Origin of the sequence: Streptomyces sp. WZ-12 (genome assembly GCF_028898845.1) — a bacterium.
Lineage (GTDB): Bacteria > Actinomycetota > Actinomycetes > Streptomycetales > Streptomycetaceae > Streptomyces.
The window spans coordinates 9,060,242-9,075,345 of the sequence record NZ_CP118574.1; the positions used below are offsets into that span (position 1 = coordinate 9,060,242).

Consider the following 15,104-nt stretch of genomic DNA (forward strand, 5'->3'; position numbering starts at 1 on the left):
CACTCAAGCGCGGGCCCGCATCACGGTGTGTCGTTCGCCGCTCGCTAGCGGTGGACGCAAGCCGCGCCCCTGGCACGCTCGTTCAGGCCGCCCCGAAGCGATCCAAATCCAAGGTTAAGGCGGATGCGATTCCAAAGATAAAATGAGGGGTAAGCTTGGGATAGTGTGGGGGCGGAGGTGCATCATGCCGACCGAAGACGAGCTGTTCGCGGCAGTGGATGAACTGCTGGAAGGCGAACCGGAGTTGCCACCCCCGGCAGAGCGGACGCGACTGCGCGAAGCGGCCCACATCTCGCAGGCCCGGCTCGCGCAGGCGCTGCGGACGTCCACGCAGACGGTGAAGAACTGGGAGGCCGGCCGCTCGGAGCCGCGGCCGCCGCGCCGTCAGGCGTACCAACGGCTGCTGGACGGGTGGGCGGAGAAGTACCCCAAGCCCGCCGACACCGAAGGCGCGCAGCCACCGGAGACGCCCACCGACACGCCCGCCGCTGACGCGCCCGCCGAGGCCGAGAGGCGAACTCCGTCCCCCGCGGCGCCCGAAGCGGCGGCCGTGCCCGCCCAGGAGATCGCCGAGCCGAGCGCTGCCCCGGCAGCCCCGCAGCGCCCGATGCGCACCGCCCGTTCCTCATCGACACCGCGCCGACCAGGCGCGCAGAAGGCGGCATCGGCCAACACCCCGGCGGGGGGCGTCGACCCACGCTTCGAGAACGGGCCGCTCGCCGTCGTGGACGTCGACGACAACGGGCAGGTGTCGGCGTACTGCCCCGGCGGCCTGGTCCTGGAGGTGCCCGCCAAGTCCGTCCCGTCCCTGGTGGATTGGACGCTGCGCGAAGCCAGGCTCGGGCAGCCGAAGCTGTCCGGCCCGGGCAAGGACGCCGATCCGTTGCTCGCGCTCACCGAAGCCGCACTGGAGCGCTACGGCCTGCCGGTTGCCCTCACGGATGAGGAGCGACTCGCCGGGCGGATCCCCGAAGGCCACAAGGTCATCAAGCAACTGGCGCGTGCGGAATGGAAGTTGACCAAGCGCGGGTTCGGTCCGTGGGCGCGGATCTACCGCCCGGCGCAGGGCTCGGAGCGGGCCTGCGTCCAGTTGTGCATCCCGTCCTGGCACGCGCTCGACTCCCGCCACTGGGCCGACGCCGCGCACCTCCCGCCGGCGGAACTGGCCCGGCTCCTGGGCGTGTACGCGTCCAGGGTGATGACGCCGCGCGGTTCCACGGCCGTGACCGGCCTGGAGCTGATGACCGCCCTGCACCCGCCGACCCGCGCCTCCGCGCCCGACGCCGACGGCAAGCGGCACTCCGAGCGCAACCCCGGCAGCCTGGGCAAGGACCCGGTGGACTGCGCACCCTGCGAAGCCCCCGACGGGCACCCGTTGCTCAAGGACCTGCCGCGCTTCCACGTCCGCGGCCCGGCCGAGAAGCTCTTCGAAGAGGCGTATGACTGGGCCCGGCCGCTCACCGACACCGAGGCCACCATGCGGCAACACCTGGTCGGCATCGACGTCAACATGGCCTTCGCCGCCGGCGCGAACGGGCTGCCCGTCGGCCTCGGCGCGCCGACGCACGTCAACAACCCGGTGTTCGACCCGAAGTTGCCCGGCTCGTGGCTGGTCGACCTGTCTCACGTCGACCTGTCGAGGGTGAAGGTCGGCAAGGAGCGGGTGGAGTTGGACGGCAGTCTGCTGCCGAGTCCGTTCACGCCCAAGGGCGAGCGCCCCGAGGGCCCGGCCTGGTACGCCACGCCCACCGTGGCGTACGCGGTGGAGCTCGGCTACGACGTCACGCCGATCGAGGCGTGGGTGCGCCACGACAACGGCCGTTACCTGGACGCCTGGTACAACCGCCTGCGCGACGCCTACCTCGCCACCATGGCCGATCTCGGGGTGGCCGCGGACCTGGCGCCGGCGGACTTCCTGACGGCGATGGACGGCTACCGCCAGCGCGACCCCCACCTGGCAATCGTCGTCTCGGCGATCAAGGCGACGGTCAAGGGCGGCCTGGGCAAGCTGCGCGAGCGCCCGCGGGGGGAGGGCTGGCGGCCGGGGGAGCCCTGGCGTGCCCTGTCCCGGCCGACGTGGCGGCCGGACATCCGCGCGGCGGTCATCTCCCGCACGCGGATCAACATGCACCGAAAGATCGTCAAGCACGCGGCGTTCACCGGCCAGTACCCGGTCGCGGTCCTCTCCGACTGCGCCGTCTACGCGACCGACGGGACCTCGCCGCTGGACTTCCTGCCCTACCGGGACGGCAAACCGCTGCCTGGTGGCTTCAAGTTGGGAGTGAACCCGGGCCTGGTCAAGCACGAGGGCACCCAGACCGTGTTGTGGGGCGAAGAGCTCCGCGACCGGTTTGCCGCCCCCGAGCTCAACCTCGCCCGGTACATCAAGGACGGCACCGTCACCGACGTCGACAACGGAGAGTAGGAGAGGGACATGGACATCTTCGGGGACGGCCTGGACAAGGCGGTGCAGAAGTCGTTCACCCGCCCCGCGCCGAAGTCGGCCGGCGCGCAGATGCGGTACCTGGTCAAGCAGCTCAAGGGCACCAGGCGGGTCGCCGAGCTGTTGCGCGTCTCCCAACGCACCGTCGAACGGTACGTCAAGGACCAGCTCAAGAAGCCGCGACCGGACCTCGCCGCACGCCTGGAACACGAGGTGGTCAAGCGGTGGCAGCCGCAGATCCGGGCCAAGGCCCGGGAACAGGCGGCGACCACCGGTGGCATCGTCATCGACACCCGCGCCCGCCTCGGCTACACCGCGCCGATCGGCTCCACCGACCAGGACCGCATCCGCCACCTGACCGTCGCCCTGCCACCCCGCTACGCCGCCCGCCTCTTCGACGCCCAACAGACCGGCGCCGGCGACCAACAGCTCAAGCAGATCGCTGCCGAAGCGCTCAGGGAGGTCTACTTCCAAGACAACGGCCGCCGCGCCGGGAGCCTGGAGGAGGTGCGCTTCACCGACATCGAACACGTGGAGTTCGACCTGTAGCGGTCGCGCGGCGCGAACGGCCCACGATCCAGGGCCAGTTGAGCGAGACCAGTTGAGCTGATGCACGAGGGGTGTCAGCAAGGCAGCGTTCCGTCGCGAGGACCGTCGGTGGGAGCACGCCGTTGGGAGTGAACCCGGGCCTGGCCAAGCACGCTGACCGGCGGCCCGGCCGGTCAGCCAGACAGTCGATACGGCGCCGGAGCCGATGACATCACCGTGGCGCCGTGCGATCGAGCCAGCGGGGCGCCGGTCAGCTGCTATGCCTGGTTCGCTGCCTTCTTGACGGTCCTGATCACGGGTGCCGTTTCGAGGTGTGTGACGGCGGGGAGCGTGGCGACCCGGGTGGTCAGGTACCGGTACAACTCCCGTTGGTTCGCGCACACCACGCTCGCGTACAGATTGGTCGGGCCGGTGGTGGCGGCGGCGAACGCGATCTCCGGATGCCCGGCCAGTGCCTGACCGACCTCCTCCAGGTATGCGGGGGCGACCGAGAGCCAGAGCAGCGTTCGGGCGTGCACGCCGAACATCCGCCAGTCGACGTCGATGTCGAGATAGAGCAGGCCGAGTTCGCGCAACTCCGTCATCCGGCGCCGGACCGTCGTCGGCGACCAGCCGGTCGCCGCGGCCAACTGCTCGAACCCGGCCCGGCCGTCAGCGGCGAGCAGGGCGAGGAGCTTGCGATCGCCGTCGTCGAGCCGCACCGGTCCCCGTCGATGCGGCACCGGAGGCGGGCGGAGCCGCTCGATCGCCGCCTCGTCCAACGATCCGAGTTTTCCCACCAGGTTGTCCGGGCCGCCGTAGAAGGCGTGCAACACGGAGTGCGCGGTCACGCCCTCCACGCGCGGGGTGTGGGGGAGTTTGGCCAGCAGCAGCGCCTCGCTGTCCGTCTCGTTCTCGGTTCGGACCACGCAGGTGATCTCGGTGCCGCCGGAACTGAGGCTCACCCAGGACGTGTCGGGGCGCCTGGCCAGCGCCTCGGCGACCGGAAGCGACGCCGCGGGCGCACATCGCACCCGCAGGAACCACTGGATGGCGCCCAGCGCGGTCGGGGCGACCCCGCCGAGCACCCGTACCGCCCCGGCCGACCGCAACCGGGCGTAGCGGCGGGCGACGGTGCGATCCGATACGCCGAGAACCTCGGCGATGGTGCTGAACGGGGCGCGGCCGTCGATCTGCAGGGCATGCACGAGCCGTCGATCCAGCTCGTCGTAGTCGGATTCCACCGAGCCGAGGCTATACGGCGTCAGATACCGACGCAATCGAGCCGGATTCTGGCTCGGGCAGCCCGGCTGACGGACCGTTGCTCCTGCCCTGATCGACACAGACAGGATCGACACCGACCCAAGGAGAGTCCGTGGACACCGATGTGCTCATCGTCGGAGCCGGCCCGACCGGAATGACGCTGGCCAACGAACTGCTGATGGCGGGGGTTTCGACTGCGCTGGTCGACAAGCTGTCGCAGCGCAGTGACCTGTCCAAGGCGGGCGGCGTGCAGTCCCGCACGCTGGAGGCACTCGACCAACGAGGGCTGCTGGAACCCTTGTTGGCCACGGGAGACCACCCCGTCACCACCGGCCACTTCGCCGGTATCCCCCTCCCACTCCACGCCAACCGACACCGCCTGCCCTGGCGGTCCGTGCCGCAGGTGGTGATCGAGGGGTTCTTCGAGAAGCATCTCGCCGCGCACGGCCTCCACCCCCGCAGGGACCACGAACTGGTCGGCCTGACCCAGGACGACAACGGGGTCACCGCGACCTTCGCCAACGGCACCACCCTCCGCTCCCGATACCTCGTGGCCGCCGACGGCGCTCACAGCACCGTACGGTCCCTGCTGCGGGCCGAATTCACCGGTCAACCGGGCACGTTGACGATCGTCGCCGCCGACGTACGGCTGGGCGGCACCGATCCGTCCACGTCACACACCTGGAACGAGGACGGACACTGGGCGGCACTGTTCCCGCTCGGCACCGATCCGCAGGGCAGGCAACTGCGCCGACTGGTCCTCGGCGGACCGGGCCAGTCACTGCCGAGGGAGACCCCGGTCACCGAGGACGAAATCCGCCACGGCCTGAGCACGGTGTTCGGAACACGGGTGCACCTGCGCGAACTGCGCTACGCCCGCCGTATCACCAACGCGTCGCGGCAGGTCGAGCAGTACCGGCACGGGCGGGTGTTCCTCGCGGGCGATGCCGCCCACGTCCACCTTCCGCTCGGCGCACAAGGCATGAACACCGGAATGCAGGACGCGCTCAACCTCGGTTGGAAGCTCGGCGCCGCCGTGCACGGTTGGGCACCGCAGAACCTGCTCGACACGTATCACGCGGAACGGCATCCGGCCGGGGCCGCCGTACTGCGCAACGTCCGGGCACAGAGCCTGCTGATGGACTGGGCCGGCACCCGCGATCCGGACGTGCTGTCCGCCCGGGAGATCTTCACGGCGATGGCCCAACTGCCGGACGTCCAGCACCATCTCGCCGACCTGATGTCCGGCATGGCCATCCGCTATCCGATGCCGGGCACCGAAACCCATCCGCTCGTCGGCCGACCCGCACCGGACCTGGACCTCGGCCCGGCCCGGATACACGAACTGCTGCGGTCCGGGCACGGCATCCTGCTCGACCCGGCCGACGCCTTCGCCAAGATCGCCGGCCCCTGGTCGGACCGGGTGGACCGGGTAGACCAGGGCACCGACACCGAACCGATGCTCATCCGGCCGGACGGCTACGTGTGTTGGGCCGGCGCGGACGCCCTGGAACCGGCGCTCCACCGCTGGTTCGGCGAGCCCCGCTGAGCCGACGCCCACGATACTGGCCATCGCGGAACGGCCGGTGACCATCACCGAACACCGATGGTGACCACCGCCACAGCGCCAATCCCATCGGCGCCGAAGCCGTGGTCCGGTCGCTCAGGCGCTGGGACTATCCGGTGCGCCGGGCAGTGGCCTAGCCTGCGCGAGGTCCTGAGGAGGGTCGCCCCGGGACCTCGCCCGGTGGATGACCCGTCGCGTCGCGTCGCCCGTCTCGCCGGCCGCGTCGTCGGCGCGCAAGGCGTTCGCTTGAGCCGGGGTTGCCAGGTTGCTAGAGGGTGGTGAAGTCCAGTACGAGGCGGCCCCGCAGCCCGCCCTTGGCCAGTCGGCGGTGTGCCGAGGCCGCTTGGTCGGCGGGCAGTACGTCGGCCACGCGCAGGGTCAGTTCGCCTGCCTCGGCCTGGTCGCGCAGCCGGAGCAGTCGGGCGTGGTCGGTGGCCGCCTCGTTGACCCAGACCGGATGGACCCGGATGCCGCGGTCCACCGGGCCCTCCCAGCCACGGATGACGGCGATACCACCGCCGTCCCGGATTGCCGGGAGGACCAACTCGTGCAGCATCGCGCCGTCGAGCACGCCGTCCACCCCGTCGGGCGCGAGCGCGCGGAACCGATCGGCGACGTCATCACCGCGCGGTACCACCTCGTCCGCGCCCAGGTCTGCCACCAACTGCGCGTCGGACGGAGAGGCGTCGGCCAGCACCCGCAGCCCTTGGCTCTTGGCCAGTTGCACCGCGTACCCGCCGAAGGCCCCGGCCGCCCCGGTCACCGCGACGGTGCCACCGGCCGGCACGTCGAGCAAGTCCAGCCCGACGCGGGCGGTGAGGGCGTTCATCAGCAGCGTCGAGGCGGCCGGGAAGTCCACGTCGGAGAGCATCGGCACCACCGACTCCACGGGCACCACGACGAATTCGGCGTAGGCGCCGCCGCGCGGCTCGTAGGGGCGCACGATCGCGATCACTGCATCCCCCTGCTGGAGCGGGGTGGAGGTGTCCGGCCCGATCGCATCGACCACGCCGGCCGCGTCCATACCCGGTACGTACGGCCCCGGGCGGCCGTTGAACCGTCCGCGGGTGGTGCCGGAACGCAGCATGGTGTCGGTGGGGTTGACCGAGGCGGCGTGGATGCGGATGCGCACTTCACCGCGGCCAGGCACCGGATCCGGCAGCTCGATCACCCGCAGCACTTCGGGACCACCAAACTCCGTCAGACCGATCGCGCGCATGGCTCTCACCTCTTTGTACGACAACTATCGAACTAACCTTAGAGGGTGAGTGCTTGACGTACAACCCCGGCTCGCGAGCGGCGGAGCCGTCACCGTGCGCCGGGTCTTCCGCGGCGTCATGTCTTGGTCGAGGGAGGTGTGCCGGTACTGCGCGGAGAGATTGTTCGACTGCGCCATTCCGGCCGTCCTCGGCTCGGATGGCGAGATCGGTGATCGGGGCCGTGGCCGGGCGTGGGCGCCAACTCGCCGTGCGTTCAGAGCGGGGCGCCGGGCTCTGGCGCTGGACCAGCTCGCCTACGCCGCCGCGTTGGCGGGGCCTGGCTGGTGGCGGATCGTCGGTGGTGACGGGAGGTTGACGCGGATGTCGACTCGGCGTCCGTGGGCCCGAGTTGATGGCTTTGCCCGGAGGTCTTCGGAGGTCTTCGTTCGAGGTCGCTGCGCTGGCGGCCGGCGCCAGGGCGCTCGCCCATCGGCCGGCCCTCTGCCGCAGCCGTCCCCTGCGGCAGGTGGGCTGATGGCCGGTCAGCGCGCGCCGGCGGGAACCCGGTTGGACCAGATGTCGATCACCACCTGGTGACGATGCGGGCGAACCGCCGGTCCACCGGCGGCGTAGTTCTTGTCGACCTGCGCCGCCTCGGCCGCGTTCGGCTTGGCGTTGGTGCAGGACGTGCCGGGACCGTGGCCGGACATGAGCTCCGAGCAGGGGCCGCTGTAGTCGTCGGGCAGCCCGAGGATGTGCCCGGTTTCGTGCGCCGCGATCCGGGTCGTGTCGTAGCCCTCGTCCACCGCTTGCTGGCCCAACTGCACTTCACCGCTGCCGCCGGGGAAGATCGGCCCCAACGTGGTCTGCGGCCAGCCGCTGGTCGCTGTGTAGACGTAGTCGGCCGAGGCGCCGGAGCTCGCCGGCTCCAAGCGCACGTTGTGCACCGCGGCGTTCCAGTTCTGTACGGCCTGCTTGATCGGGTCCGCCCACTGGCCGGCACCGCTGGCGTCATAGGTCAGGGTGACCACGGCCGAGGTCGCGTGCGGTGCGGAGTGCGCCGCGGCGACGCCGATCGTGGGGCTCAGCATGGCGGGGATGAGCGCCGTCAGGGCGGCTAGTTGCTTGATCATGGGACGGGTGCGCCTCCTTGAGTCTCAACTGGTGTCCGCAGTAAACGGGGTTCGTCGCGAACACGACAACCTCTCGCCGGTAATCGAGCCTCGATGACTTCAAGTTGGCTCAAAGCGCACAGGAGTTGACGACGGGGTGGAGGGGGAGGATGGCAGGCGTGCGTCGGTTGTCGGTCGTGCCTCCGCGTAGATGGCGGACCCGTCGTGCGGCGGCCTCGCCTGCTCATAACCCTGCACAGGAAGGGACATTGACTGTGCATCAGATGTTGGATCGCCGAGGCATTGACTGACCCGTGCCGGGGCCGCGACGTGGTCGTGGCGTTGGAGTGGATCGAGTGGTCCCGCCGTGGCGGGGAACTACGCGCCCTGAGCGGTGATTTTCTGGAGCTCCTTGATCAGGTCGACGGTGTCGTCGGCCGGCGGGGCCTTCACCGATGCCTTGGTCCCGTAGTCGGAGAAGTCCATGGTGGTGCTGATGGCGCCCTGCGGCGTCTTGACGTCCATGTCCATCTTCACCGGGTAGTCATCACCGTTGACCCACACGTCGTAGGTGTAGCCCTTGACGCCCGCCTTCTTGGCGTTCGCGAGCAACTTCTCGCGTTCCTCGGGCGAGAGGGCCTGCGCGGTCTTGGCGCCCTTCAGCCCCTCCTCGATCGTCAACGAGCCCTTGTAGTGCTCGGCGCGCTCGCCGTTCACCTCACCAGACCCCAGGTGCTTGACGTCCGGCGAACCAAGCAACATCGCGAGCTGCTGCGCCGGGTCCTGCTTCATGTCGTCCAGGCCGGCGGTCATCTGCTTCACGAGCTTGGCGTTGTCGCTCTGCTTCAGCGCGGCCCCCAAGTCGAGCTTGCCCCACCGCTTGCCGTCGAACTCCTCGGGCCGCTCGTTCATGTCCACGTACATGGCGTCGTCGAGCCAGATCATGTGGGTCTTCTCGGCACCGTCGCCAGCTTTCGCCCCGAGCGGGCTTTCGGTCATGGTCACATCCATCACCATCGGGTCCCAGCCCATGACACCGGACATCTTCGTCACGCCGCTGTCCGGCATGCCCGCCGGCGTCGTCATGCTCATCGTGACCTTCGCGGACTTCGCCGCCGCGGTCTTCTTGTAGGCCGCCGAAAGCGCGTGTGTTACCGAGCCCTTGCCGGAGTCCCGCGGGCTACCCTCGGCCTTGTCCGAGCCGCCCTGGCAGCTCGTCACGCCCGCCAGCGCGGCCACCGCCGCCACCGAGATCCCCGCACGTCGCGTGATGCTCTTGCGCACGCCTACCCCTGTTTGTCCGTCTTCCTTACTTACGCTACGCACCGTAGCGCATTAGTCCGACATGTCGCGAAGGGATAAGCCGGCCCCTCTCCTCCCGACGACTTGCGCGCGACCGGGACGTGCCTGGGCTCGGCGGCGTGGTGTTGTGGCCGCAGGTCGGGGGTTGGGCTGGGCACCTGCTCCGGCCGCATCGTCGGGCGAGGTATGGATCAGGAGGCGTCACGGGATCCGAACAAGTCCGTCGGGGACTTCAACCACGCCATCTATTCGGTTTCCCACGCATAACTCGTGGCAGTCGAGCGGGCCGCCAAACGTTCCTACCCGCTGAGACACCCGCGCCGAAAAGGCTTCGCACATCTCCTTCAGGCGTCGCGATCAGCTCCCTCGTCGGTGCCGCGCTCCTCACGTTTGTTGAGGGCGGCTCAGCACTGCCACAGGAACTTCGCACGGCCGCACGGCTCACAGGCGAACGCGTAGGCGCCGCCGCCACCGCCGAAGTTCATCGCGGTGCTGTGGTCAGGGCCTTCTTCGAGCTGGACGATCAGTGGCATGGGGGAGGCGCATGAGGGACAGGACGGCGTCTCATCGCCCTGAAGCCAGGCGGGACTTCCGCCGAGCTGGCCGAGCACGGATGACGCGGGGCGGTCATTTCTCGCCGCCCACTCTTCGCCGGCCTGGTCGTAATGGTGCTCGTCCGCGTGCACCAAGCTGACGCCCCGAACGGAACCGAGCGCGAGCAGGGCCTCATCGACACCGCCCTCGGGCCGAGGCAGCGGCTCAAGACCATCCGCGGGGAAGAGCAATGCCTGGTTCCCGCCGGAGTCCGGATCCCAGTCGTCACACATACCCGGGTCGTTCTGGCACGCGAACAAGGCGAGGATTCCCCGGTTTCCCACCCCGCCTCCGAGGTCATCCAGGACCACCTGGGCGAGGAACTGCATCGGGCCCTCGCACGAAGCGCAGCAGGGCCACGGAGCAGCCGCCGGAGCCAGTGGCACTCCGCCGGTCCGGGTAACCAGAGCAGTCGGTGCAACCGGACCTGCATCAATCATGAGAGTCGTCATATCCAGGACTCTAGGTCACCCCACTGACATCGCGCGGGCGAGCCGACCCCGACCTCCCTCCGGCACCGTGACCAACGCGCCCTGCTGCCGCACAAGCGCTTGACCTGCCGAAACGGTGCCCCTCTCGCGAGCGGACCCCTGAACGTCGCCTGCATCAGGGTCTAACCGCCCAACGGGCCTTCACAGCAAGCCCCCTCGCCCAGCCCGGCGCCGGCCAGCAACCCACCGTCACCTCACCATCGACCCAGCAATCACCTCCTGCACACTGCCCGCTGCGCTGTCGGGCACGGGATGTCAGTGGTGGGTGCGAGGATGTGATCCATGACGGAGATGGGGGACAGCACGTCGAACGGCCCGGGGCCGCAGGGGTGTGCTGGAACAGAAGAACAGCCCGGCAGCAAAGGGGAGTTGGGGAGCCCGCCGAGTTCTGTAAGGCCCCGCGGGCGGCACCGCGGACGCGCGGAACCGCTCCCCTGGTACCCGCGCCGTCCGTGGCTGCTCGCCGTCTCGATTCCGGTCTTCGTGACGCTGCACCTCCTCGGCGGTGCCCTGGGGGCGAACGACGGGATGCGGCTGCCGGGGATACTGCTCAGCGTCGTCAGCGGGGTGGGGCTGATGAAGGTGGTGTGGGTGTTGGCCACCCCACTGGTGCGCCCCCTGGCACACCCGTTGATGCTCGTACCACTGCTCGCGGTTCCGGTGCTGGCCTACGGATCGGCGGGAGCAATCGTCCTGCGGGAAAGGGGCGTGACGCACTCCGGAGTCGTCACCGCGGTCACGCCGTGGCGGGGAAAGGTCACCGAGTACCTCTGTAGAGTCCGAGAGGACGGCTCGGGCGGGATAACGGACACCATCTTCTGCGAGCGCGACGACCGGCCCGGTGAACGCATGAACGTGGTCCGAGACCCAGGAGCATGGGTCCGTCCCCAACGCGCAGGATCGGTGGCGGACGATCAGATCCAGGCGGTGCTCGCCGTGGCGGGCAGCGTCTTTCTCCTGGTCGTCGCGGTATCGGCGACGGCGATGGGCGCCGCCGTGCGGCCGAAGCTGGTCCGTGCCTGGCAACAGTAGAGCGGTGGGGAGCCCTCAAGTGGGCCCGAATTCGGCCCGATTGGTGCGTACGGTGACCGGCACGGCCGACGCCTGTCGGGATGCCGCCCTGCTCCGCTCCGGTTCGGGAGCGGAGCACCAGGCCATGTGGCGTGCCACCGGCGGCTCGTGCTGCGGCAACAGCTCGGTGGCGGCCACGCGGTCGGGCTCGCAACCCCTGCCACCACGAACGTCAACGGCTGCCGGGAAGTTTGCTGGGGCGCCGACCTGGACCGCACGGCAACTGACCGCAGTTTGCTGTGATGAACGGGGCCCGGCAGGGGGCACGGCTGCCGGGTCACTCCTCGTCGCTACCACAGCGTTGCGCCCGAAGACCCCCGCAACGACCCGTATCGGCCGGAGTTTTGGGCCGTCCACCTTGCCATTCCGGCGCGTTCTCGGCTGCCGTCGCCGTGCACTCAGCCGCGGTGCTGTCAGCAGCGGTACCCCGTCGGCCTGGTGGTGCGGGGGCTTCGTATGCTCGCGGTGCGGGAACCGGAAGCCGAGCATCTTCGAAAGGCGAACGACCATGGCGGAGCAGCGTGTTGTCCTGGTGACGGGTGGGGGGACGGGAATCGGGGCCGCCACGGCCCGACTGCTGCGTACCGCCGGGCATCAGGTGGTGATCTCCGGGCGACGGCCTGAGCCACTGCGGCGGGTGGCTGAGGAGACCGGAGCGTTGGCTCACCCTTCCGACGTCGGTGACCCCGAGGCCGTCCGTGAGCTCGTCGAGGCGACGGTGGCGGCCTACGGGAGGCTCGACGGTGTGGTGCTCAACGCCGGAATCGGGCGGGCCGGCGCGGTCGGCGACCTCGCGGTCGAGGACTGGGAGGAGCTGATACGAACCAATGTCACCGGACCGTTCCTGCTGCTGCGTGCCGCGCTGCCGCATCTGCTGGCGGCCCGCGGTGCGGTGGTCGCGGTCGCCTCGGTCGGCGCGCTGCGCAACAGCATTGGCAGCGCCGGCTATTCGACGTCCAAGGCGGCTTTGCTCCACCTGTGCCGTTCAATGGCCGTTGACTACGGGCCGCAGGGGTTGCGGGCCAACGCGGTGTGCCCGGGCTGGGTGCGTACGGAGATGGCCGACCAGCGGATGACGCGGTTCGCGGCGGAGGCGGGGCTGGCGGGCGGTGCCGAGGCGGGGTACGAGGAGGCGAACCGGCTGAATCCCGCCCGGCGGCCGGGCGATCCGCAGGAGGTCGCCGAGGCGATCGACTGGCTGCTCTCGCCCGCCGCTTCCTACGTCAACGGGGCCGCCCTGACCGTCGACGGCGGGGTGACCCAACTCGGCGTCGGCGGCGCCGCCTTCGACTATCGGATCGAGGCACGCACCCCGCGCCCGTAGCGGGCTCCCGCCACAGGCCCGTTCCACAGGGCCTGTGGCAGAGCCGGGAACGGACGGGGCGACAGGACGACGGCAGTCAGCCGCCGTACCGCTCGATCAGTTTCGCCGGATCGTCCAGACGGGCAAGGGCGCGACCTTCGTCAAGCTCGTCGAGGAAGAGCGTCAGCGGTGTGACCCCGGCCGCCGCATGGGCGTCGACCAGGCGCGCATCCACACCTTGTCGTAGGGGCACGAGTCACGGGAACAGCCCGCTGCGGTGGGGCGTTGTCAGGGCAGACGACATCAGGGAGTGAGGTTGTCCATGGCGAAGTGGCTGATCGTGGCCGAGGAGATGGTCGAGGTGGAGGGCGGACCGGCGCAACTCCAGGTGAAGACCCTCCAGTCATTGGGGGAGTTGGATCGGCCGTTCGCGCTGAAGCGGCTGCAGGATGAGGCGAAGAAGTACACCCCGCAGGCGCTGCAGGGCGCTTCCAAGGCCATCTGTCGCCGCCACGGCATCGACGATGAGTTTCTGATAGTCGCAAGGGACCGCAAGGGGTACGCGCCCTGCACGGTACGGCTCCTGGAAGACGTGTAGACGCCGGGGTCAGGATGCCTTCGGTGCCCCGGGGTGCGGACACGCCGGGGCGTCGAAGGGGTCAGCGCAGTAGGTGCCGCCGGGGGAGGGCAAAGACGGCGCCGTCTAGCGGGACGAGCGCGCTCGCCGCCTCCGAGGTCGGCGGCGCTGTTGGTTCAGTTGAAGATGCCGTAGGTGTGTTGGTAGATGGCGTCGGTGTGGTTGCGGATGTTTCGGTACACCTGGTTGAGGCGTTGGTAGGTCGCGTGGTTGGCCTCGTTTGGTTCGAACACCGTGCCCGGGTGGGTCATGTGTGTGAGGGCCTCGTCGGTGTTCGGGTAGGTGCCGAGGGCGACGGCCGTGCAGATGGCTGCGCCGAGGCCGGCTGTGCTGGTGGCGGTGGCGCGGTGGGTGGGGAGGCCGTGGACGTCGGCGTGGATTTGCATCATGAGGTCTGAGTGGGAGCCGCCGCCGGTGAGGATGACTTCGTCGAAGGTGGTGCCCAGTTCGGTGGCCATGCGGGCGGAGGTGTCGTGGATGGTCAGGGCGAGCGCTTCGAGGATGGAGCGGTAGATGTGGAAGCGGCCTTGGCGGCCGTCGAAGCCCAGGAGGGTGCCTTTGCGGAAGGGCGCGGTGGGTGGGGCGAGCCAGTCCAGGACCGTCATGAGGCCGTCGCAGCCGGCGGGGACCTTCTCGGCCTGGGCGTTGAGGTAGTCCTCGACGCCGAGGCCGGCGGCTCGTGCGTGGAGGGCCGCTTCTTCGCCGAGGAGGTCGCGGTACCAGCTCACGGTCCACATGCCGCGCCGTACGCCGGTGGATTCGTAGAGGTAACGGCCGGGCTCGCTCGCGTAGTTGGTCCAGAAGTCCCGGGCGGCCGGTACGTGGTGTGTTCCGGTGGTCATGCCGGCGACGTAGGTGCCGAGTGAGATCAGGAGGGTGTGGGGATTGCGCAGTCCGCAACCGAGTGCTTCGACGGCTTTGTCGTTGGCGGTCGCCACGACGGGGATGCCCGCGGGGATGCCGGTGTGCGCGGCGGCCTGCGGTGTGACCTGGCCGAGGATCTCGCCGGGCTGGACGAGGTCGAACAGCATGGACCGCGTGACGCCGAAGGCCGCCAACTGCCCGTCATCTGTGGACCAGTTCCAGGTCTCGGGGTCGACGGGCCATCTGCCTGCGTAATTGGCGGCGGTGTCGCGGAAGGCGCCCGTCATGCGGTGGGTGAGGTAGCCGGAGGACGTGGTCACATATGCCGCGTCCGGTACGGCGTGTGGTTGGGAGACACGTTGGTCCATCCAACTCATGACGGGTTGGGCCAGTGTGCCGTCCGCCTTGAGTACCGCGCGGCAAAAGCGGATTGTGCACAGGCCGACCCCGGCGATGTCCGCCGGGTCGCCGGGGAAGGCGGCGAGCGCCGCTCGGCTTGCCTGTCCGATGGTGGTCCACAGGTCGTCGTCGGGGTGCTCGACGATGCCGGGGCGTGGGGTGTGGTAGGGGCGTAGGGCGGCGCGACCCTCGCTCACAGCCCGGCCGCGGGCGTCGAAGACGGTTACCTTCGAGGACTGTGAACCGTTGTCGATGCCGATGAAGTAGCGGGGACGGGTGCTGGTCATGCCCACTCCGGGGTGCGGGCCGGACGGCGCTGTCCGGCGGGGGA

13 protein-coding genes are annotated in these 15,104 nt (G+C 69.7%); 6 read left to right on the forward strand and 7 right to left on the reverse strand.

What is annotated here, in order from left to right:
• Positions 1-184: 184 nt before the first annotated feature.
• Positions 185-2,425 (forward strand): telomere-associated protein Tap, encoded by a 2,241-nt coding sequence (tap, locus tag PV796_RS39735; RefSeq protein ID WP_274918737.1) that lies wholly within the window; start codon positions 185-187, stop codon positions 2,423-2,425.
• 9 nt (positions 2,426-2,434) lie between these two features.
• The gene (gene tpg, locus PV796_RS39740; protein ID WP_274918738.1) at positions 2,435-2,992 is read left to right on the forward strand and encodes a telomere-protecting terminal protein Tpg; all 558 of its coding nucleotides are present in this window, start codon (positions 2,435-2,437) and stop codon (positions 2,990-2,992) included.
• A 257-nt stretch (positions 2,993-3,249) separates the two neighbouring features.
• Here the strand turns inward: tpg and PV796_RS39745 are convergent, their stop codons facing one another.
• Positions 3,250-4,215, reverse strand: coding sequence for an Lrp/AsnC family transcriptional regulator (locus PV796_RS39745; RefSeq protein WP_274918739.1), 966 nt, complete (start codon positions 4,213-4,215; stop codon positions 3,250-3,252).
• Between the two features lie 131 nt (positions 4,216-4,346).
• Here PV796_RS39745 and PV796_RS39750 point away from each other — a divergent pair, with 131 nt between their 5' ends.
• Positions 4,347-5,783 carry an FAD-dependent monooxygenase gene (locus PV796_RS39750; RefSeq protein ID WP_274918741.1) on the forward strand — a complete coding sequence of 479 codons (1,437 nt, stop codon included), beginning with the start codon at positions 4,347-4,349 and terminating at the stop codon, positions 5,781-5,783.
• Between the two features lie 286 nt (positions 5,784-6,069).
• On the opposite strand, the gene PV796_RS39755 is transcribed toward PV796_RS39750, so the two are convergent.
• From PV796_RS39755 to PV796_RS39770, 4 genes are all read right to left on the reverse strand, one after another.
• On the reverse strand, positions 6,070-7,020 hold the full coding sequence (locus PV796_RS39755) for an NADP-dependent oxidoreductase (protein ID WP_274918742.1): 951 nt from the start codon (positions 7,018-7,020) through the stop codon (positions 6,070-6,072).
• Between the two features lie 522 nt (positions 7,021-7,542).
• Positions 7,543-8,133: a snapalysin family zinc-dependent metalloprotease gene (locus PV796_RS39760; protein ID WP_274918743.1), complete on the reverse strand. Its 591-nt coding sequence runs from the start codon at positions 8,131-8,133 to the stop codon at positions 7,543-7,545.
• A 357-nt stretch (positions 8,134-8,490) separates the two neighbouring features.
• Positions 8,491-9,396: a hypothetical protein gene (locus PV796_RS39765; protein ID WP_274918744.1), complete on the reverse strand. Its 906-nt coding sequence runs from the start codon at positions 9,394-9,396 to the stop codon at positions 8,491-8,493.
• Between the two features lie 422 nt (positions 9,397-9,818).
• A complete protein-coding gene (locus PV796_RS39770; RefSeq protein WP_274918745.1) occupies positions 9,819-10,460 on the reverse strand; it encodes a DUF1963 domain-containing protein in 642 nt (213 codons plus the stop codon).
• 321 nt (positions 10,461-10,781) lie between these two features.
• Between PV796_RS39770 and PV796_RS39775 the strand changes: the two genes are divergently transcribed.
• Together PV796_RS39775 and PV796_RS39780 are read left to right on the forward strand one after the other, a co-directional pair.
• Positions 10,782-11,531, forward strand: coding sequence for a hypothetical protein (locus tag PV796_RS39775; protein ID WP_274918746.1), 750 nt, complete (start codon positions 10,782-10,784; stop codon positions 11,529-11,531).
• Positions 11,532-12,078: 547 nt separating this feature from the next.
• Positions 12,079-12,894 carry an SDR family NAD(P)-dependent oxidoreductase gene (locus PV796_RS39780; RefSeq protein ID WP_274918747.1) on the forward strand — a complete coding sequence of 272 codons (816 nt, stop codon included), beginning with the start codon at positions 12,079-12,081 and terminating at the stop codon, positions 12,892-12,894.
• Between the two features lie 76 nt (positions 12,895-12,970).
• On the opposite strand, the gene PV796_RS39785 is transcribed toward PV796_RS39780, so the two are convergent.
• Positions 12,971-13,108, reverse strand: coding sequence for a hypothetical protein (locus PV796_RS39785; protein WP_274918748.1), 138 nt, complete (start codon positions 13,106-13,108; stop codon positions 12,971-12,973).
• 87 nt (positions 13,109-13,195) lie between these two features.
• Here PV796_RS39785 and PV796_RS39790 point away from each other — a divergent pair, with 87 nt between their 5' ends.
• Positions 13,196-13,471, forward strand: a complete 276-nt coding sequence (locus PV796_RS39790) for a hypothetical protein (RefSeq protein ID WP_274918749.1) — start codon at positions 13,196-13,198, stop codon at positions 13,469-13,471.
• 155 nt (positions 13,472-13,626) lie between these two features.
• Here PV796_RS39790 and PV796_RS39795 read toward each other — a convergent pair whose 3' ends face one another.
• A complete protein-coding gene (locus tag PV796_RS39795; RefSeq protein WP_274918750.1) occupies positions 13,627-15,060 on the reverse strand; it encodes an FGGY-family carbohydrate kinase in 1,434 nt (477 codons plus the stop codon).
• Between the last annotated feature and the right edge of the window lie 44 nt (positions 15,061-15,104).

Excerpts from the sequence above, each read along its gene's own strand:
- tap (WP_274918737.1), top strand. The coding sequence starts at position 185 with ATGCCGACCGAAGACGAGCTGTTCGCGGCAGTGGATGAACTGCTGGAA.
- tpg (WP_274918738.1), top strand. The coding sequence starts at position 2,435 with ATGGACATCTTCGGGGACGGCCTGGACAAGGCGGTGCAGAAGTCGTTC.
- PV796_RS39755 (WP_274918742.1), bottom strand. The coding sequence starts at position 7,020 with ATGCGCGCGATCGGTCTGACGGAGTTTGGTGGTCCCGAAGTGCTGCGG.
- PV796_RS39760 (WP_274918743.1), bottom strand. The coding sequence starts at position 8,133 with ATGATCAAGCAACTAGCCGCCCTGACGGCGCTCATCCCCGCCATGCTG.
- PV796_RS39770 (WP_274918745.1), bottom strand. The coding sequence starts at position 10,460 with ATGACGACTCTCATGATTGATGCAGGTCCGGTTGCACCGACTGCTCTG.
- PV796_RS39775 (WP_274918746.1), top strand. The coding sequence starts at position 10,782 with ATGACGGAGATGGGGGACAGCACGTCGAACGGCCCGGGGCCGCAGGGG.
- PV796_RS39780 (WP_274918747.1), top strand. The coding sequence starts at position 12,079 with ATGGCGGAGCAGCGTGTTGTCCTGGTGACGGGTGGGGGGACGGGAATC.
- PV796_RS39790 (WP_274918749.1), top strand. The coding sequence starts at position 13,196 with ATGGCGAAGTGGCTGATCGTGGCCGAGGAGATGGTCGAGGTGGAGGGC.
- PV796_RS39795 (WP_274918750.1), bottom strand. The coding sequence starts at position 15,060 with ATGACCAGCACCCGTCCCCGCTACTTCATCGGCATCGACAACGGTTCA.